General features: G+C 64.2%; 25 protein-coding genes. 18 read left to right on the plus strand and 7 right to left on the minus strand.

Annotated features, from left to right (window positions below):
• Nucleotides 1-100: 100 nt before the first annotated feature.
• Both FHR94_RS16550 and FHR94_RS16555 read right to left on the minus strand, forming a co-directional pair.
• Nucleotides 101-1,819, minus strand: a complete 1,719-nt coding sequence (locus FHR94_RS16550) for a DUF5906 domain-containing protein (protein WP_183327332.1) — start codon at nt 1,817-1,819, stop codon at nt 101-103.
• Nucleotides 1,819-2,853 (minus strand): PriCT-2 domain-containing protein, encoded by a 1,035-nt coding sequence (locus FHR94_RS16555; protein ID WP_183327334.1) that lies wholly within the window; start codon nt 2,851-2,853, stop codon nt 1,819-1,821. Before FHR94_RS16555 ends, FHR94_RS16550 begins: the two co-directional genes overlap by 1 nt.
• A 28-nt stretch (nt 2,854-2,881) precedes the next feature.
• Between FHR94_RS16555 and FHR94_RS16560 the strand changes: the two genes are divergently transcribed.
• Together FHR94_RS16560 and FHR94_RS16565 are read left to right on the plus strand one after the other, a co-directional pair.
• Nucleotides 2,882-3,388, plus strand: coding sequence for a hypothetical protein (locus FHR94_RS16560; protein ID WP_183327336.1), 507 nt, complete (start codon nt 2,882-2,884; stop codon nt 3,386-3,388).
• 12 nt (nt 3,389-3,400) lie between these two features.
• Nucleotides 3,401-3,694 (plus strand): hypothetical protein, encoded by a 294-nt coding sequence (locus FHR94_RS16565; protein WP_183327338.1) that lies wholly within the window; start codon nt 3,401-3,403, stop codon nt 3,692-3,694.
• Nucleotides 3,695-3,696: 2 nt separating this feature from the next.
• On the opposite strand, the gene FHR94_RS16570 is transcribed toward FHR94_RS16565, so the two are convergent.
• The 3 genes from FHR94_RS16570 to FHR94_RS16580 form a co-directional block, all read right to left on the minus strand.
• Complete coding sequence (locus FHR94_RS16570) at nt 3,697-3,906, minus strand: TraR/DksA family transcriptional regulator (protein ID WP_183327340.1); 210 nt, start codon at nt 3,904-3,906, stop codon at nt 3,697-3,699.
• The gene (locus FHR94_RS16575) at nt 3,899-4,414 is read right to left on the minus strand and encodes a phage regulatory CII family protein (protein ID WP_183327342.1); all 516 of its coding nucleotides are present in this window, start codon (nt 4,412-4,414) and stop codon (nt 3,899-3,901) included. Before FHR94_RS16575 ends, FHR94_RS16570 begins: the two co-directional genes overlap by 8 nt.
• Before the next feature lie 177 nt (nt 4,415-4,591).
• Nucleotides 4,592-4,849 carry a hypothetical protein gene (locus FHR94_RS16580; RefSeq protein WP_183327344.1) on the minus strand — a complete coding sequence of 86 codons (258 nt, stop codon included), beginning with the start codon at nt 4,847-4,849 and terminating at the stop codon, nt 4,592-4,594.
• Nucleotides 4,850-4,937: 88 nt separating this feature from the next.
• On the opposite strand from FHR94_RS16580, the gene FHR94_RS16585 reads away from it, so the two are divergent.
• Together FHR94_RS16585 and tcmP are read left to right on the plus strand one after the other, a co-directional pair.
• Nucleotides 4,938-5,567 (plus strand): LexA family protein, encoded by a 630-nt coding sequence (locus FHR94_RS16585; protein ID WP_183327346.1) that lies wholly within the window; start codon nt 4,938-4,940, stop codon nt 5,565-5,567.
• Between the two features lie 17 nt (nt 5,568-5,584).
• Nucleotides 5,585-6,445: a three-Cys-motif partner protein TcmP gene (gene tcmP / locus FHR94_RS16590; RefSeq protein ID WP_183327348.1), complete on the plus strand. Its 861-nt coding sequence runs from the start codon at nt 5,585-5,587 to the stop codon at nt 6,443-6,445.
• Here tcmP and FHR94_RS16595 read toward each other — a convergent pair.
• Nucleotides 6,432-7,175: a DUF5131 family protein gene (locus tag FHR94_RS16595; RefSeq protein WP_221188517.1), complete on the minus strand. Its 744-nt coding sequence runs from the start codon at nt 7,173-7,175 to the stop codon at nt 6,432-6,434. The genes tcmP and FHR94_RS16595 overlap by 14 nt on opposite strands.
• Nucleotides 7,176-7,371: 196 nt before the next feature.
• Between FHR94_RS16595 and FHR94_RS16600 the strand changes: the two genes are divergently transcribed.
• From FHR94_RS16600 to FHR94_RS19730, 14 genes are all read left to right on the plus strand, one after another.
• A complete protein-coding gene (locus FHR94_RS16600; RefSeq protein ID WP_183327352.1) occupies nt 7,372-7,563 on the plus strand; it encodes a hypothetical protein in 192 nt (63 codons plus the stop codon).
• On the plus strand, nt 7,560-7,880 hold the full coding sequence (locus FHR94_RS16605; protein WP_183327354.1) for a hypothetical protein: 321 nt from the start codon (nt 7,560-7,562) through the stop codon (nt 7,878-7,880). Before FHR94_RS16600 ends, FHR94_RS16605 begins: the two co-directional genes overlap by 4 nt.
• Nucleotides 7,877-8,068 (plus strand): hypothetical protein, encoded by a 192-nt coding sequence (locus FHR94_RS16610; protein WP_183327356.1) that lies wholly within the window; start codon nt 7,877-7,879, stop codon nt 8,066-8,068. The genes FHR94_RS16605 and FHR94_RS16610 overlap by 4 nt, the downstream gene beginning before the upstream one ends.
• A complete protein-coding gene (locus tag FHR94_RS16615; RefSeq protein WP_183327358.1) occupies nt 8,065-8,637 on the plus strand; it encodes a deoxynucleotide monophosphate kinase family protein in 573 nt (190 codons plus the stop codon). Before FHR94_RS16610 ends, FHR94_RS16615 begins: the two co-directional genes overlap by 4 nt.
• Nucleotides 8,634-8,927 (plus strand): phage antirepressor KilAC domain-containing protein, encoded by a 294-nt coding sequence (locus FHR94_RS16620; protein ID WP_183327360.1) that lies wholly within the window; start codon nt 8,634-8,636, stop codon nt 8,925-8,927. The genes FHR94_RS16615 and FHR94_RS16620 overlap by 4 nt, the downstream gene beginning before the upstream one ends.
• On the plus strand, nt 8,914-9,312 hold the full coding sequence (locus FHR94_RS16625) for a pyocin activator PrtN family protein (RefSeq protein ID WP_246390021.1): 399 nt from the start codon (nt 8,914-8,916) through the stop codon (nt 9,310-9,312). The genes FHR94_RS16620 and FHR94_RS16625 overlap by 14 nt, the downstream gene beginning before the upstream one ends.
• Before the next feature lie 41 nt (nt 9,313-9,353).
• Nucleotides 9,354-9,710, plus strand: coding sequence for a hypothetical protein (locus FHR94_RS16630; protein ID WP_183327362.1), 357 nt, complete (start codon nt 9,354-9,356; stop codon nt 9,708-9,710).
• Nucleotides 9,711-9,768: 58 nt separating this feature from the next.
• Nucleotides 9,769-10,572, plus strand: coding sequence for a DUF2303 family protein (locus FHR94_RS16635; protein WP_183327364.1), 804 nt, complete (start codon nt 9,769-9,771; stop codon nt 10,570-10,572).
• A 175-nt stretch (nt 10,573-10,747) separates the two neighbouring features.
• Nucleotides 10,748-11,056, plus strand: coding sequence for a hypothetical protein (locus FHR94_RS16640; protein ID WP_183327366.1), 309 nt, complete (start codon nt 10,748-10,750; stop codon nt 11,054-11,056).
• 67 nt (nt 11,057-11,123) lie between these two features.
• Entirely contained in the window at nt 11,124-11,762 is a 639-nt protein-coding gene (locus tag FHR94_RS16645) for a hypothetical protein (protein ID WP_183327368.1), read from the plus strand.
• Nucleotides 11,759-12,160, plus strand: coding sequence for a hypothetical protein (locus tag FHR94_RS16650; protein WP_183327370.1), 402 nt, complete (start codon nt 11,759-11,761; stop codon nt 12,158-12,160). Before FHR94_RS16645 ends, FHR94_RS16650 begins: the two co-directional genes overlap by 4 nt.
• Nucleotides 12,157-13,860 carry a DNA cytosine methyltransferase gene (locus FHR94_RS16655; RefSeq protein ID WP_183327371.1) on the plus strand — a complete coding sequence of 568 codons (1,704 nt, stop codon included), beginning with the start codon at nt 12,157-12,159 and terminating at the stop codon, nt 13,858-13,860. Before FHR94_RS16650 ends, FHR94_RS16655 begins: the two co-directional genes overlap by 4 nt.
• Before the next feature lie 69 nt (nt 13,861-13,929).
• Nucleotides 13,930-14,142: a DUF4224 domain-containing protein gene (locus FHR94_RS16660; RefSeq protein ID WP_183327373.1), complete on the plus strand. Its 213-nt coding sequence runs from the start codon at nt 13,930-13,932 to the stop codon at nt 14,140-14,142.
• Nucleotides 14,139-15,299 (plus strand): site-specific integrase, encoded by a 1,161-nt coding sequence (locus tag FHR94_RS19730; RefSeq protein WP_183327375.1) that lies wholly within the window; start codon nt 14,139-14,141, stop codon nt 15,297-15,299. Before FHR94_RS16660 ends, FHR94_RS19730 begins: the two co-directional genes overlap by 4 nt.
• Here FHR94_RS19730 and FHR94_RS16670 read toward each other — a convergent pair.
• The gene (locus tag FHR94_RS16670) at nt 15,296-15,775 is read right to left on the minus strand and encodes a hypothetical protein (RefSeq protein ID WP_183327377.1); all 480 of its coding nucleotides are present in this window, start codon (nt 15,773-15,775) and stop codon (nt 15,296-15,298) included. The two genes, FHR94_RS19730 and FHR94_RS16670, sit on opposite strands and share 4 nt — an antisense overlap.
• Between the last annotated feature and the right edge of the window lie 2 nt (nt 15,776-15,777).

A 15,777-nucleotide genomic window follows, 5' to 3' on the forward strand; every position in this document is an offset into this window, starting at 1 on the left:
AAACCCTAGACACCCTAGACAGCGGCAAAAACTTCCTTTCATATCATGGAATTGCATTGTCACCCCCTTGGAAAATGACCCTATCCTGCGTCTAGACACCCTAGACACCTTGGTCATACGTGGCCGAGCCACCCATCGGCTTGACCCAGCCCTTGCACTTGTCCCAGCCCAGCGGGTTCCAGTCCGCCTCATAGGCGGCGTCACGGAAGGCCTTCACGTGCTTGCCCATCGCTCGCCCGTCGCTCAGGTCGAGATCATCAGGTGGGTCGGGGAGGAAGAACATGGATCGTTTTCGTCGCTCCTCCATGTCGTACCACCACAGCTGACGCTCCGACTTCGTCACCTGGGTGCTGAGGAACAGCGAGAACTTGGTCTCGCTCATGGCGTGCTCGCGGTTCTTGCTGCACCACTCGAGGAAGAGGTCATGCACGTCCTGGGTGCGGGCCACCGTGAACGGCACGCCGAGGATCCCCTCGCGCCAGGCCACCAGGAAGTTCTCCCAGGCCGACCGGCTCAGGGCCACCAGCCGCTCGCGCGCCTTCGTCTTCGGCGGCCGGGTGCGCTCGTCGAAGTCGCCGGTGTCATAGGCCAGCAGGTAATGGTAGAACGCCGCCACACCGCCGTTGGCGAGTTCCTTGCCGAGGGCCTTGCTGGCCTCGGCCGGCAGCGTCTTCTCGGGCCAGATGACCAGCATCCGCCGGTCGTGCTCGCTGATCGGCCAGGGCATGATCTCGTTCGAGAGGAAGGCCGCGTTCATGTAGTTGGCCTGCTCCCAGCCGTTCACGAACTTGGCCTCGACCCGCATCGTCTTGCCGGTGACCATGTGCTTGATCTTGCCGACCTGGTTGTAGCGCTGGTCGCGGCTCACGACCTCCTCGAACACACCCCATAGCTTGCTCTCCTGCCACTGGTTCCAGCTGGACTCCAGCTGCGTCTGGCCGACCGTCGCGCCATAGACCCCGTAGATCTCGCCCATGATGTCGGAGAGCAACAAGGACTTGCCCGAGCCCTCGATCGTCGAGTGTGCGAGCACCGCCGTGTCCAGCTTGGCGCCCATATGCTGCAGCGGGTAGGCCAGCCAGCAGGTCAACCAGTGCATGGCGTCCCTGTCGCCGCTGCACAGCCAGTCGATCAGGTAGCGTATGCACTTGCAGCGCTTCGGGTCATCGATCGGCTCCAGCGGCAGGCCCTCGAAGGTGTTGATGTACTCGCTCGGGTCCAGGGTCATGCTTGGGTCGAACACCAACCGATCGTGCGGCACCTGCCGGCGCTCCGGCGAGTTGACCCACAACGACCAGGCATCGCCCAAGGCCAGCTGCACGGCCCGTGCCGGCAGCCGCTGCTTGAGCTGGCGATCCCAGATGTCTTGCGTGCCGTCGAGGTAGACATAGCGCTCGGTGGGCGCCATGCCGACAGTGCCGCGCTCGCCCTTGAGCTTGTGCGCGAGCTTCACCTCGGCCACCTGGTGGCGAGCTTCCTCGGCATCGATCAGCTTCTTGTCGCTACGCTCGAGCCAGTCCCGCGCCTTGCCCTTGGTGACCAGGGCCTCGAACGCGCCCCAGTTGACGATCTTGCGCCGCACCAGGTCGAACACCTTCTTCTCGCCCTCAAGCAGCGCGAACCGCTGGTGCAGCGCGACGTCGGTCCATTCCTGGCCCTCCCCCGCGCCCCCCGAGGCTGCAGCAGCCGCCGGGGCGGGCGGCTCCCAACCAGAGGGGGACGGGGGGAGATGGCCATCATTCGCCGCCTCGAGGGCGGCATGCAGCTGCCGGCGACCCTCGTCGGCACCGGCGGCCTGGTGCAGGTCGTTCCAATCCATCAGGCCGCCTCCATGCTCGGGAACGCCACCGCGCAGCCCAGCTGGGCCGCCAGCGCCTGCGTCTTGGTGCGGCCAGGGTTGCCCTCGGTGCCGGGGTCGTCATCGCCGCACAGGATCATCCGCGCCCGCGGATACATCGTCATCAGCGGTGGCGCCACCCGGGCCATGTTGCCCACGTCCAGGGCCACAGCCACCGGCCAGCCGGTCATCTCGTGCACGCTCGCCGATGTCGCATAGCCCTCGGCCACGGCGATGATGTCGGGCGCCGCCTGGTCGCTGCCGATCAGATGGCAGCACCCGGCCTTGCGGCCGAACTTGGGGAACAGCTTGGTGCCCTGCCGGTTGATGGTCTGCAGCGCCCACAACGTACCGTCCTGGCCACGCAGCGGCACCACCACATCCCCCGGGCGCAGCTGGAACATGTGCAGGTGATCCGGCCGCGGCTTGGGCAGCTCGCGAAACCAGTCACGCACCTCGGGGCCCACCCACACGTCGGCACGCTCCCGCTGGCTGTCGATGCTGATCAGCACCGTGCGTCGGGGGAACCACACGCCATAGGCGCCCACGCCCTTGCGCTCCAGATATGGCGACTGGCCTTGCGCGGCCAGGTGCTGCTCCATCACCCGCTGGCAGGCGCCGGCCACGGCCTGCTGCATGCGCTCGAGCTTGGCCTGGTCGGCCTCCACCTGAGCGGCCACCCGGCGTCGGCGCTCCTCCGCTTCGGCCTTGAGCCGACGGCGATCCTCGGCGCTCATCTCGCGGCGCTCACGCTGCCAGCCACCGTCTATCGCCAACTTGATGATGGTGCCCAGGTGCACGTGGCCCGGGGTCAGGCTGCGCCACACGCTCCTGGCGTCCGCCGCCTTGTAGCTCGCCGCCTGCTGGCTCCACTCGTCCCAGGCCGAGAATCCGTCGTCGCCGTACTCGGTCTTGCAGGCATTGCCCACGCTGACCCAGGTCTCGCGGTCGTCGGCGGGGATGTGCTGTAGGGCAAGTCGCAACTCGTCTAGGCTCATAGGGGTACGATCAACCATACACCACCCCCTCAATTAGGAGAGCACAGTGTTTCTTGATAGGGAAAAGCAGCGAGCGCTTCTGATCGATCTCCGGCGGCATTATCCGGGCTTCGCCTCCAGAGCAGAGTTCATCCCCAACTGGGTCACCGACGACGGCGTAGACCAGGGATACGCTAAGAACCTCCATTACCTCGAGGAGCACGACTTGGTAGAGCTTAAAACGCACACCTCGTTGGACTCCCGAAATGCAGTACCCAAGATTGTGCAGGCCCGCATCACTTCCAAAGGTCTGGACTTCCTGGAAGACGACGGCGGGCTCTCGGCCATCCTCGGCACCGTCACCGTTCGCTTGCACGCCGACACGATCCGCGACTTGATCGAAACCAAGATCGCAGAGAGCGAGGACGTGCCCGAAGAGGACAAGCCTGGCCTGATTGCCGCCCTGAAGGAAATGCGCGAAGAAGGACTGAAGCAGCTGACCCAGAGAGTTGTCAGCCACGGCCTCGACCAAGCCCCTGGCGCCTGGAGCGCCATCATCAACGCACTGACTTAGAAGGACCTTCCCATGAGCACCAAGCTGACGGATCTGCAGAATGCCATCCTCGCCTACATCCACGAGAACAATGATGCTCATAACTGGGTTCCCATCGAACCCGACGCCTTCGACGGCCGAAGCCTGCATGAGTTGGAAAAAGACTGCAGAGGCTTGGAAAGCCAGGGCCTGCTGGACGTTGAACACCCCGCCACGTCCTTGTATGCCATCACACCCGGGGGGCATCGCCGCGAGATCAAGAACGGGAATGACTGGCTGCTCTGTGCCATCACTGTGGACGGCATCCAAGCCGTAGAAGCTGACTGAACTCACCGCCGCCCCTCCCTGGCTGTCTGGCACGCCACGCAGGTGGCCACGCCGGGCAGGCGCTCACGGCGCGCGGCGGGGATTTCCTCGCCGCAGTCTTCACACTCGGCGCGACCCTGCATTCCCACCAACTGGCCAGCGGCCTGGCGGGCGGCCAGCGCCTGCTCGAGGCGCTGGTCGATCAGATCCTGGGCACGATCGGCGTTATCCATGCGCCACCTCCCCCGCGATGTTGGCGGCCAGCTCCAGGGACAGCACCGCCTCCATGGTCTGGCGGGCCCGCTTGCGCAACTCGGCCCGCTCGTGATCGTCGACCACGCCATCTTCGAGGCTAGTGCGCACGCTGCTGATCATGTCGCCTAGACGGTCATGAAGCCTGGAGAGATGCTCGAGCACGTCCAGTTGCTCAGCGGGGCGTGGTGCCAGGCGCCGCTCGACCGGACACACCCACAGGCAGCCGCCGGCGAGCTCTCCGATGCTGTCCAGGATGCGCGGGTCACGTGTGGCGCCGAGCACGGCCTCGATGTCATCGATGTTGGCGCGATGCGAGTCGTGGGTCGGGCTCAGCTTGTGCTGCAAGGTGGTGGCATTCAGGCCATAGATGGCGGCCACGGCCTTCACGCCGCCAGGGTACTCACGGGCGGCATGGTACAGGGCCAGGTTAAGGGGCAGGACTTCGCGCTGGGCGCGCTCCTGAGAGGAGAGCCATCTGCGGGACATGGTACGTTACTCCCTTCACGCTGCCATGCGCCCCGAGTTCCGATGCGTTATCCTGAACTCGTGATCGCATGTGGTGTGCATCACACGCAGAGAGGGCCTGTGGTGGGCATAACCTCTCTGCCACTCGCCGGGGGACGTCTGTGGTGGGCAGACCCCGGCAACCTCCGGGCCGCCTGATTAGGCGGCCCGGGCCTTCATATCAAGTTCTTCATCAGTCACTCCGTAGTGCCTGAGGACATCGAGTAGTGACACCTTTCCTTCACTCGCCTGAGCCAGACGACGCATGTACCGCAAGGAGGCAGGCTTACGCGCGCGAATCACATGCACACGTAGATAGCCGACTGTGGTGCCAGCTCTCTCAGCAAACTGCTCAAGCGGGATGTGGCCATCAGCGCCAGGCTGGTCCAGTTCGCGGAGGTACTCAGCAAGTTTCATAGCGACCTCTCCAATACCGTATTGGTATTCAAACACCAATACCACAATGCTCGTTTACCATTTGGGTAATGTCAAGGATGCTTCACGGATGGACATCACGACGACCCGCCGCCGCCGCGTACAGGCCATCATCAAAGACCGCTCCCTCACCCTGAAGGCATTCGCCGACATGATCGATCGAAGCCAGGGACAGGTGAGCGCCATCGCCGGCGCCTCGGCACACAAAGGGATCGGCAACAGCCTAGCTCGGCACATCGAGACTTGCCTGGACCTCCCTAACGGCTTCCTCGATCAGCCTCTACACGACGACAACGCCGCGGTGGTAACCACATCAACGCGGCGGCTCCCTGTGCTGGGCCAGGCATCGGCAGGGAAGGTCATGGAGAACATAGAGGACGCCCACATCACTGAGTACGTGCTGGCCCCGGGCCCAACTGGGCCCAGTGCATTCGCCCTCAGGATCGAAGGAATCAGCATGGAGCCTCGGTTCAGGGAAGGTGACAAGATTGTCATTGACCCTGACCTAGAATGGAAAAGTGGCGATTTCGTTTATGCAATGCGCCTCAGCGACAACAGCGGGACATTCAAGCAGCTCCGCTGTGAAGGCGATGAGATGTACCTTTGCGCCACAAACGACAGCTTCGAGCCACGCTACACCAGAATGGATGGTGAGTGGACAATCGTAGGTAAAGCCCGCTGGAGGGTTGAAGATCTATAACATGCAGGGAGCTTGCCGTGACAGACAACCACCAATTCGGCGGAGCTTGGACCGCCAAAAAGCTGGACATCCTCAAGCGTTATCTCGACTTTTATTCAACAGCACTAAAGAACCAGAATTTCAACCTTCATTACGTTGACCCCTTCTCAGGCACAGGAACGATCGACTCCGCCGGAGAGCTGATAACCAGCGAGCCGATCGAAGGCTCTGCAGCCATCTCGCTTGGCGTAAACAATCCTTTTTACAAATATCACTTCAACGAGCCGAACGCAGAGCGACGAGCTCGACTCGAAGCAATTGTGAACCAACATACCGGCCGCAACGTCAGCATCAGCGCCGCCGATGCCAACACTATGATCCGAAACGTTTGTGGCGAACTGCTTCAACGCCGAGGCGAAAGAGCGGTGTTTTTTATTGACCCCTTTGGATGCCAGCTCGACTGGGAATCACTGAAGCTGATATCAAGCATTCGCGGAAATGACGTCTGGATTTGGTTTCCAGTAAGCGCCGTCATAAGACAGACCCCTCGTGAACACTCAAAAATTCAGGATGGGTGGCGGAACCGCTTAAACAAGCTCTTTGGCGGCAATGAGTGGGAGCAGACCATCTACCAGGCTAGCCAGGCTACACAGGAAACCGACTTGTTTGGCGAACCCGTTGAGGAGAAGCTGACAAGGGAGTCCGGAACACGAGCGCTCGATATGTTCGTCACCTCCAAGCTGAACGAGATCTTCAAGTACGTCCACCCTTATCCAGTGCCATTCTACAACACCAACAATTCTCTACTATTCAACTTGTACTTTGCGATGTCCAATGACTCAGAAAAAGCCATCGGACTTGCCCAAAGAGGTATAAACCATATTCTCAAGCGACGGTAATAGAGGGGATCAAAGGATAGTTGTCATAGACCCTACCCCCGAGCTCACGACCATTGGCCTTCTTGCTTCGCTTCTTGCCATCCTGGCCCCATCCTCCCCACTGTTTGAAGAAGAAGGCCACCCCCTGCTCCTCACACTGACGCCGGATGCTATCAGCCCACTCAGGACGCATTGGCCTAGCTCCCTTTCCGGACTCTCCGCCCACAATCACCCAGTGGATACCAGCCAGGTCCAAGTCCCCCAGATCCTCAAGTAGTGGCTCAGCGCTGAGGAAGCGGACGGCTGCCTCAACCTGCCGAAGGTGTTCGATTCTTGGCACGCCATACTTCTGATCCTCAACCGACACCCCCAGCCAAAGATTCTTAGGCACATCACGGCTTGAGAAGAAGTCCGGTAACCTTGCAGCTCGCTTGGTAAGCACCTGATAGGTGTGGCGAGGAGTTTTTTTCACTACGTCGAGGACCTGCTCTATGTAGTAGTCAGGCACGCCTTCGTGGAACAGATCACTCATGCTGTTCACGAAGTAGGTGGTCGGCCTCTTGCGCTTGAGAGGTTGTTCGAGGCGCTCGGGCATCAATGAGAGCGCGAAGCCGTTCTCATACCCACGAGCCCCCATGGCCTGTAGCCGCCCCGCCATCACTTCGGCGTAGCAATGCTTGCAGCCTGGAGAGACCTTGGTGCATCCCGTCACCGGGTTCCAAGTCTGCTCCGTCCATTCGATGTCACTCATAGCGGCCACGCGAGATACTGTACAAAAAAACATGATTCATGCGGTATGAATACAAGCCATATCGTACTCTATGTCAAGCGGCGGGTCGCTCTACAAAGCAAACGAGGGCGAAAATATACCCTATTGGTATTGACATAATACCGTTATGGTACGATGCTGCTTCTTACTCGCCCACCACGAGTAAGAGGAAAGCACGATGCACACCACTCTTTCGACCCAGGCCCGGGTGTACCTGCACCCGGCAGCCGCCACCAGCCCCCAGGCCGTGCGCGACATCGAAGTCGCCACAGGCCGGCTGGCCTTCACCGACCCCACCACCCGAACCATCCGACTGATGCCGCTGGTTGCTCCTGTCCACTGCCTGGCCCAGCCAGGAGGTGCGGCATGAGCCAGCTCACCAGGGAACACCGCGTCCTGATCTCGCGTATTCAGGACATCTGCATCGACATCACGCTGCACCACCCCGAGTTGGTCGCGACCTGCCAATACTCGGGCGGCACCCACGAACTCAGCGTGCGGCTGACGCCCCGTGCCCACCTCAGCAAGCACCAGGGCGGTGACGACAGCTTCCGCGGTACCGAGCTCGCGCATATCTACCTGCCCGGCACCAAGGCGCGCATGACTTACCGCACTGCCACGGGGGAACTGGCCGATCTGATCACCAACCTGGAGAGCCTGCTGCTTCCCCCGGGAGGTGCCGCATGATCGCCGCCCTGCTCGATCCCTTCCGCACCGTCGCCCAGGCGCTGGTGGACCTGCTGCCGCTCGACGCCAGCGAGCAGGCCATCGGCCTTGCCGTGATGGGCGGCCTGCTCCTGACGCTGGCTCTCTTCATCCTGCCCATCTGCCTGCTGGGCGCCTGGCTCGAACACCGCGATCGGAGGACCTCATGACCATCAAGCTACTGATCGGCCTCGCCGGCCCGGCCCGCTGCGGCAAGAGCACCGCCCAGCGCATCATCGCCGACCGCTACGGCCTGGCCCGGCTCAACTTCGCCGACCCGCTCAAGGACGCCCTGGGCGCCATGCTCGACCTGGACGACCGGCACCTGAATGGCGAGCTCAAGGAGGAGCCGCTGGCCTGGCTGGGCAAGAGCCCCCGCGAGCTGATGCAGACGCTGGGCACCGAGTGGGGCCGCGACCAGGTCGCCCAGGACTTCTGGGTCCGCGTGGCCCAGCAGCGCCTGGCCCAGCTCGAGGACATCGAGGGCGACGCCTACCAGGGCGCCGTGATCAGCGACGTCCGCTTCCCCCAGGAGGCCGAGTGGCTGCGCGCCCATGGCGGCACGCTGATCCACCTCTACCGCCCCGGCACCGAGCCCGTGCGCAGCCATCGCAGCGAGGCCGGCATCCCGCTCGCCCGGCAGGACCGCGTGGTCACCAACGGCGGCGACCTCGACGAGCTCAACGCCCGCCTGACGCTGACCATCGACGAGATCATCGACATGAGGGCCGCATCATGAAGCGCTACACCCTGCAGCAGGCCGCCAGCCTGCTCGGCACCGGCCGCACCACCCTGTGCCAGCAGCTGCGCGAGCTCGGCATGCTCGACCAGAACAACCTGGCCACCCGCGCCCACACCAGCACCGGGCGCCTGGTCGTCGAGCTGCGCGAATACCAGCACGTGGGCATGGGCCAGCCCCGCCCCTACGGCAAGACACTGGTGACCGAGCGCGGGCTGATGTACATCGCCCACCGCCTCGGCCGAGATGTCGTCACCCACCGGGAGGCCGCCAACGATGCCCAGGGCTGAGCCGCGCGCGGAGATGCCGGCCTGGCTCGACGAGGCCGAGCCGGTCAGCACCGTCGCCCTGCTCTATCGCGAGTTCGGCGACGTGCTGATCCCGATCGAGGACGTGCGGCAGCGCTACTTCCGCAACCGCAACGAGCACACCTTCCGCCGGGCGTTGAACAGCGGCGAGATCCCGCTGCCCGTGGTCACCCTGGACGACAGCCACAAGACGAGGCGCTTCGTCTGCCTCTACCAGCTGGCCGCCTACATCGAGCACCGCAGCCGGGCCGCCGCCATCGAACGCGCCCAGGCGCTGCCGGATCGCCAGCATGCCCGGCTCAACCGCGCCTTCGTCGACGCGATCCCGACCACCGATTTCCGCGCGCCCACCGGCACCGCGGACTGACCGGCCCACCGGGCCAACCACCACGACAGAGGATGCACACCATGAGTGATCAACCCACCACCGACGTCAACGCCCTGCTCGACGACCTGGATGCCGGCGTGTTCCGCGAGAAGCTCGGCCGCGCCCTGAGCGATGCCGCCGCCGGCGTCGTCCAGACCGGCAAGGCGGGCAAAGTCACCGTCACCCTGGACCTCAAGCAGATCGCCGACAGCTCGCAGGTCGACTGCTCCCACAAGCTCAGCTACACGGTGCCCACCGCCAAGGGCAAGCGCAGCGAGGAGAACACCACCAAGACGCCGCTGTATGTCGGCCGCGGCGGCAAGCTCACGCTGTTCCCCGAGAACCAGGGCAAATTCGAGTTCGAGCCCCAGGGGCAGGGCTCCACCCAGGGCGCCTGAGCGCGCCCACACCCCCACCCACGCACACCAACCACCACACGATCACAGGAACTGACACATGGACGCCAACACCATCGAGAAGATCGAAGCCCTCGTCGCCGCCAGCCAGATCGGCGCCCCGGGCACCGACGTGCCGACCATGCTGGTCCCGAACGGCTACTCGCTGGAATCGCTCGAGCGCTACCAGGACACCCCCAGCCGTTTCCGGGGCACCTTCTCCACCAGCTCCATCGAGGACTACGCCGCCTACGTCAACGCCCAGGCTGTCGCCCAGGTGTTCGTCGACACCGACGACATGGACGCCCTCGCCTTCTTCGACCTGGGCAGCGCCGAGGCCGCCGGCCACGGCGAGCACCGCGCCCGGCTCAAGCTCCAGCGCACCGCGCCCTATGCCGCCTGCCTGCAGGCCCACGACCGCGCCTTCGGCCAGAAGGATCTCGCGCACTGGATCGAGGACTGGCACGCCCACATCACCGGCGAGAGCAGCCAGGGCAAGGAGCTCAGCGCCAAGCAGCTGGCCAACCTGGTCCGCCGCATCGAGGTGAAGGCCACCTCCGAGCGTACCCACGAGGAAGGCGACTGGAACGCCCGGCGCACCGGGCTCGATGCCATGGACGCCAGCGCCGGCGACGATACCCCGGCGTTCATCCGCTTCGCCTGCCTGCCCTATGAAGGCCTGCGCCTGCGCACCTTCGACCTGCGCGTGTCGATCCTCACCGACGACAGCAAGCCGCGCATCAAGCTGCGGATCATGGGCCTCGAGGGCATCCAGGAAGAGATCGCCAAGGAGTTCAAGGCGGTGCTCGAGCAGCAGCTGCACCCGGACACCGTCCGCGTGCTGCTCGGCAACTTCAGCAAGTAACCCGACGAGGTAAACCATGGAACTGATCGGCCTGCTCGGCGAATACCTCCAGCTCGGCTATGCACTCAGCGCCGGTCTGGCGCTGGGCTGGCTGATCTGGCACTGAGGGACACCATCATGGGCAAGATCCTCACCACTGACCCGCGTACCCGGGAGCTCGTCGACCGTCAAGGGCGTGTTCCTGACCACCGTGGGCACTGACCCGCGTACCCGGGAGCTCGTCTCCCTGGCCACGCTCTCCGACCGCTACGACTTGCCGCTGAGCACCCTCAGCATGCGGTACCGCAGCGGCAAGCGCGGCGCCGCCCTGGTCGAGCCGCCCCACAGCGCCCGCGCCCGGGCCGCCAAGAAAGCCGCGAGCTCGGCAGCTCGCCGGCGCGTGTCGCCCCACTCACCGGCGGAGCGAAGGCAGCGCGCCGAGGCGATCCTCGCCACCTCGCCCGGCAGGCTCGCCGGGTGCCTGTTCCGCGACTTCGCGGCCTGACACACCACCGCCCAGCCGCTGCCCACCACGGCGGCGGGGCTCACCACCACGCACGGGAGCACACCACATGCACAACCATCAGCTGTTCGACCACCCCTTGTTCGAGGAACGGCCCATCAATGAAGTGATTGAGCCGTTCGGATTCGAGGTCAATATCCACGCCATCGAGGCCCCGATCGACCCGGCCGTCGACGACGATGACGTCGTGGACGCCTTCGCCAACGACCCCCAGGCCTATATCGCCTCGCTCGAATTCCCGCACCCCGCCGGCTTCACCGAGGTCTATCGCGACGAGAACGAAGACGGCGACATCATCAGCGTCGCCGTGCGCGCCAAGACCGTCTTCGCCCAGCTTCTGCTGTGCGCCGACGCCACCTTCGCCGGGCCGTCCAGCCCCTACAGTGGCTCCTATATCGACGTCTACCGCGAGCGCATGCGGCAGCTCTCCACCGAGGGGTTCAGCCGCGAGCGAGATGACCAGTACGTGCACGGTGAACTGTCCTACGCGGCCGCCAGCTATGCCTATCAGAGTTCCGGCATCGTCGACGGCACAAACAAGTGCCCGGCCATTTGGCCCTGGCCTGCCAAGTGGTGGAAGCCCAGCCCCGATCACCCCCGCCGCAACCTGGTGAAGGCCGGCGCGCTGATCCTCGCCGAGATCGAGCGGCTGGACCGGGCCGCCGAGCGGCAGGGAGGTGAGGGATGAGCCACAAGACCCGAACCGATGAGGCCCACGTGCTGGTCGAGCTGCTCGGCAACATAGCCCGCGCCACGCACTTCCGGGCAGACGACACCTGCCACCACGTCGAAGAGGACTGCTACACAGTGCCCAAGCAGGACTGCGACGACATCGAGGAGGCGCTGGCCGCGTGCGACGACCTGCCGGAGCCTGAGCCCGACGTCTACGTGGGCGACGGGTGGAACCGCGCCGTGCGCCGCCTGCACCAGATCCTGGGCGAGCTGCACGAGCAAGAGGCCCGGCTCGATCGCCTGACCGGTGCCGTCCAGCAGGCACGGCTGTATGCCGGGGACAACCTGCCGGCCGCGCCCGGCCTGACCATCGTCAGCATGCTGGAACGGGCGCTGAGGGAGGACGCCGCATGAGCGCCAACCCTCCCACCAACCTCGCCTGGCGCACCCAGTTCGCCATCGACTTCGAGGGCGAGATCAACGTCGACCTGTTCGCCGGTGGCGGCGGGGCAAGCACCGGCCTGGAGATGGGCCTCAATCGCCCGGTGCACGTGGCCATCAACCACGACGCCGACGCCATCAGCATGCACCAGGTGAACCACCCAGGCGCCGAGCATCACCTCTCCGACGTCTACGAGGTCGACCCGGTCGCCGCCTGCAAGGGGCGGCCGGTCGGTCACTTCCACGCCAGCCCGGACTGTACCCACCACAGCCAGGCCCGCGGCGGTCAGCCACGCAAGCGGGCGATCCGCTCGCTATCGTGGGTCGTCCACAAGTGGGCCGGCAAGAAACGGCCTCGGGTAATCACTCTGGAGAACGTCGAGCAGATCCTCCAGTGGTCGCCGCTGGTGGCCAAGCGCTGCAAGGCCACTGGCCGCGTGGTGACCATGGACCAGGTGACCTGCCCGCGCACCGGCCGCAAGATCTACCGCGTGGCTGAACCCGGCGAGCGCGTGCCGCTCGAGCAGCAGTTCCTGGTACCAGATCGACGCCGCCGCGGCCACAACTGGCGACACTTCGTCGACGGCCTGCACCGCCTGGGCTATGCCGTGCAGTGGCGCACCCTGCGCGCCTGCGACTATGGCGCCCCGACTACCCGCGAACGCCTGTTCCTGATCGCCCGATGCGACGGCCGCCCGATCGTCTGGCCGGAGTCCACGCACCACCAGCGCCCCAAGCGTGGCCAGAAGCCCCGGCGATCGGCCGCCGAGTGCATCGACTGGTCGATCCCCACCCGCTCGATCTTCGACCGGCCCCGCCCGCTGGCGGAGAACACGTTGCGGCGGATCGCCAAGGGCGTGCAGAAGTTCGTCCTCGACAGCGGCGATCCCTTCATCGTGCCCATCGCCAACTACGGCGGGACCGGCGTGGCCGTGCACCCGATCGACGAACCGCTGCGCACCATTACGGCCTGGCCACGGGGCGGCACGTTCGCCCTGGCCACCGCCACCCTGGTGCAGACCGGCTATGGCGAGCGTCCCGGCCAGTCCCCCCGCGCGCTGGACATCCGCCAGCCCCTCGGGACGGTGGTCGCCGGCGGCGGCAAGCATGCCCTGGTCACGGCCTTCATGGCCCAAATGAACGGCGGCTTCTACGACGGCGCCGGCCGAGACGCCCGCGATCCTCTCAGCACCATCACCGGCCGCGGTACCCAGCAGCAGTTGGTCACGGCCAGCCTGGCGGCCCCGCTCACTCAAGACCAGAAGGCCGGTGCCCTGCGCGTCGCCTTTCTGATCAACTACTACGGCAAAGGCGAACCGCGCGACCTGCGTGCTCCGCTGGACACCATCACCACCCGCGATCGCCTGGCCTTGGTCACCGTCACCATCCAGGGCACGCCCTACGTGATCGTCGACATCGCCCTGCGCATGCTCAAGCCCCGGGAGCTGTACCGCGCCCAGGGCTTCCCCGACACCTACGTCATCGATCACGGCCACGACGGCCGGCGCTTCACGGCCACGGCCCAGACCCGGATGGTCGGCAACAGCGTCAGTCCTCTGCCCATGGCCGCCATCGCCAGGGCGAACCATGTTGAGCAACATCACGCTCAGACACCGGCCATTCACCGCATATCTGCGCAATATGCCGCTCACTCGGCAAGGGAGGCGTCATGAAGACTTGCGACTTCGCCCCCACTGGCTGGCAGCCACCGCGGGGCATTACCGCCAAGGAGTCGCCACGCCATGGCTAGCCCGAACGTACTATCCTGCGAGGATCTCCGCGAGATCACCGGGTACCAGCGCGCCGCCGACATCGAGCGCTGCCTGGTCGAGCAGGGAGTGAAGGTGTTCCGGGGCCGGCTCGGCCCCTGGACCACCATCGACCTGGTCAACCAGGCCGGAGGCCTCACGCCCCACGCACAGAACGACGAACGCTACGACGCCAGCATCCTATGAGCCCACCCGCCAAGCGTGGCCGCAAGCGCGGCCACAACCCTCACATCCCCCGGCACATCGACCAGGCCAAGCTGCCCGACGGCATCTACTTCGACCACCGCGGCCGTGGGAATTGGTACACCATCTATCAGGAAGGCGACCGCCGGCGTCGCAAGAACATCGCCACCGCCCGGGCCACCCTCGCCGAGCTGCACCAGCTCGCCGATGACCTGAGCCACACCGATCGGCACAAGCTACGCTGGCTCAGCCAGCAGTTCCACGACAGCAGCCAGTTCAAGCAGCTCGCCGCCAAGACCCGGGAAGGGTACGACTACGCCGCCGCTGTGCTGCTCGAGCAGCCCACGCGGCTCGGCATACCCTTCGGTGACCTGGCCACCAAGCGGATCACCTCCGCCGTCGTCCAGCGACTGGTCGATCGCATCGCCGACGAAGGCACCCCCAGCAAGGCCAACGCCGTGTTGCGCTACCTGGGGCGCCTGTTCCGCTGGGGCCGGAACCGCGGCTACTGCGACGACAACCCGGCCCACGGCGTCGAGCACGCCAAGGAACGCGAGCGGCGCCGGCTACCCGAGAGCCCGATAATGGCCAAGCTGATCGCCCACGCCCAGGCCACCGGCAACGACTACCCACGGCGCGGCCAGAAAGGAAGCTGCCCCACCTACTTGTGGATCGTCATGGAACTTGCCTATCTGTGCCGCTTGCGGGGGATCGAAGTCATCACCCTTACCGACGCCAACGCCCGCCCCGAGGGCCTGCTTACCAATCGTCGCAAGGGCAGTCGGAACAACATCGTCGCCTGGACGCCTCGCCTGCGTGCCGCCTGGCAAGCTGCCGTCGATCGCCGCGCCGAGATCTGGAATCGCCGGAGCCGAGCGGTACCCATGCTGCCGGATCGCCGCCCGCTGATCGTCTCCCGCTCCGGCGACGCGCTGCGAAAGTCATCCTTCGACAGCGCCTGGCAGCGCTTCATCCGCCGGGCTATGGAGGCCGAGATCATCACCGAAGACGAGCGCTTCAGCATGCACGATCTCAAAAGGAAGGGAATTACTGATACCGTGGGCACCCGCCACGAGAAGCAAGATGCCAGCGGACATAGATCAGCGGGAATGATGGATGTTTACGACTTGAGCATCCCAGTAGTACCTCCATCAAGTTAAGCTTCAGACTGCTTTTTCTTGTAAAGTGGCTCCCGAAGCGGTATCTCTGGGATTGGAAGCCTGAGCCTTGGCATCATATCGTAAACAAACTGTCTCCAAAATGGCCAAATCGCATGCAACCCATTATGTGTTGCAAACTCTTTGAGTGCATCCTTGTTTAAATCAGGCCGGCTCATCAGGTACTCAGCTCTGAAGGTAGCCTCTATAGAGAAGAGCGGAGAGTCCTCACCATCCTTCATCACAACAACTCTTTTACCTAACGATGCTTCAGTCAAAAATATATATTGCTCTTCACCATCTTCGCCCACAGATATTGTTTTTGAACTTATGGCCAACTTATCCTGAAACCCCAATGAGTCTTCCTCAGGGAGATAACGAGGATAGTAATCCCCATGAGGCTTGAAACTAAAATCAACAATATAAACATCCATGATTGATAGATCATTCAAAACCTCATGGATGAGATCAGTATTCATAT

This window comes from Halomonas cerina, assembly GCF_014192215.1.
Classification (GTDB): Bacteria; Pseudomonadota; Gammaproteobacteria; order Pseudomonadales; family Halomonadaceae; genus Halomonas; species Halomonas cerina.

What these genes read in the sequence shown, in the direction of transcription:
- FHR94_RS16550 (WP_183327332.1), bottom strand. Translation starts at nt 1,819, where the DNA reads ATGGATTGGAACGACCTGCACCAGGCCGCCGGTGCCGACGAGGGTCGC.
- FHR94_RS16555 (WP_183327334.1), bottom strand. Translation starts at nt 2,853, where the DNA reads ATGGTTGATCGTACCCCTATGAGCCTAGACGAGTTGCGACTTGCCCTA.
- FHR94_RS16565 (WP_183327338.1), top strand. Translation starts at nt 3,401, where the DNA reads ATGAGCACCAAGCTGACGGATCTGCAGAATGCCATCCTCGCCTACATC.
- FHR94_RS16570 (WP_183327340.1), bottom strand. Translation starts at nt 3,906, where the DNA reads ATGGATAACGCCGATCGTGCCCAGGATCTGATCGACCAGCGCCTCGAG.
- FHR94_RS16575 (WP_183327342.1), bottom strand. Translation starts at nt 4,414, where the DNA reads ATGTCCCGCAGATGGCTCTCCTCTCAGGAGCGCGCCCAGCGCGAAGTC.
- FHR94_RS16580 (WP_183327344.1), bottom strand. Translation starts at nt 4,849, where the DNA reads ATGAAACTTGCTGAGTACCTCCGCGAACTGGACCAGCCTGGCGCTGAT.
- FHR94_RS16585 (WP_183327346.1), top strand. Translation starts at nt 4,938, where the DNA reads ATGGACATCACGACGACCCGCCGCCGCCGCGTACAGGCCATCATCAAA.
- FHR94_RS16595 (WP_221188517.1), bottom strand. Translation starts at nt 7,175, where the DNA reads ATGAGTGACATCGAATGGACGGAGCAGACTTGGAACCCGGTGACGGGA.
- FHR94_RS16600 (WP_183327352.1), top strand. Translation starts at nt 7,372, where the DNA reads ATGCACACCACTCTTTCGACCCAGGCCCGGGTGTACCTGCACCCGGCA.
- FHR94_RS16605 (WP_183327354.1), top strand. Translation starts at nt 7,560, where the DNA reads ATGAGCCAGCTCACCAGGGAACACCGCGTCCTGATCTCGCGTATTCAG.
- FHR94_RS16610 (WP_183327356.1), top strand. Translation starts at nt 7,877, where the DNA reads ATGATCGCCGCCCTGCTCGATCCCTTCCGCACCGTCGCCCAGGCGCTG.
- FHR94_RS16615 (WP_183327358.1), top strand. Translation starts at nt 8,065, where the DNA reads ATGACCATCAAGCTACTGATCGGCCTCGCCGGCCCGGCCCGCTGCGGC.
- FHR94_RS16620 (WP_183327360.1), top strand. Translation starts at nt 8,634, where the DNA reads ATGAAGCGCTACACCCTGCAGCAGGCCGCCAGCCTGCTCGGCACCGGC.
- FHR94_RS16625 (WP_246390021.1), top strand. Translation starts at nt 8,914, where the DNA reads ATGCCCAGGGCTGAGCCGCGCGCGGAGATGCCGGCCTGGCTCGACGAG.
- FHR94_RS16630 (WP_183327362.1), top strand. Translation starts at nt 9,354, where the DNA reads ATGAGTGATCAACCCACCACCGACGTCAACGCCCTGCTCGACGACCTG.
- FHR94_RS16635 (WP_183327364.1), top strand. Translation starts at nt 9,769, where the DNA reads ATGGACGCCAACACCATCGAGAAGATCGAAGCCCTCGTCGCCGCCAGC.
- FHR94_RS16645 (WP_183327368.1), top strand. Translation starts at nt 11,124, where the DNA reads ATGCACAACCATCAGCTGTTCGACCACCCCTTGTTCGAGGAACGGCCC.
- FHR94_RS16650 (WP_183327370.1), top strand. Translation starts at nt 11,759, where the DNA reads ATGAGCCACAAGACCCGAACCGATGAGGCCCACGTGCTGGTCGAGCTG.
- FHR94_RS16655 (WP_183327371.1), top strand. Translation starts at nt 12,157, where the DNA reads ATGAGCGCCAACCCTCCCACCAACCTCGCCTGGCGCACCCAGTTCGCC.
- FHR94_RS16660 (WP_183327373.1), top strand. Translation starts at nt 13,930, where the DNA reads ATGGCTAGCCCGAACGTACTATCCTGCGAGGATCTCCGCGAGATCACC.
- FHR94_RS19730 (WP_183327375.1), top strand. Translation starts at nt 14,139, where the DNA reads ATGAGCCCACCCGCCAAGCGTGGCCGCAAGCGCGGCCACAACCCTCAC.
- FHR94_RS16670 (WP_183327377.1), bottom strand. Translation starts at nt 15,775, where the DNA reads ATGAATACTGATCTCATCCATGAGGTTTTGAATGATCTATCAATCATG.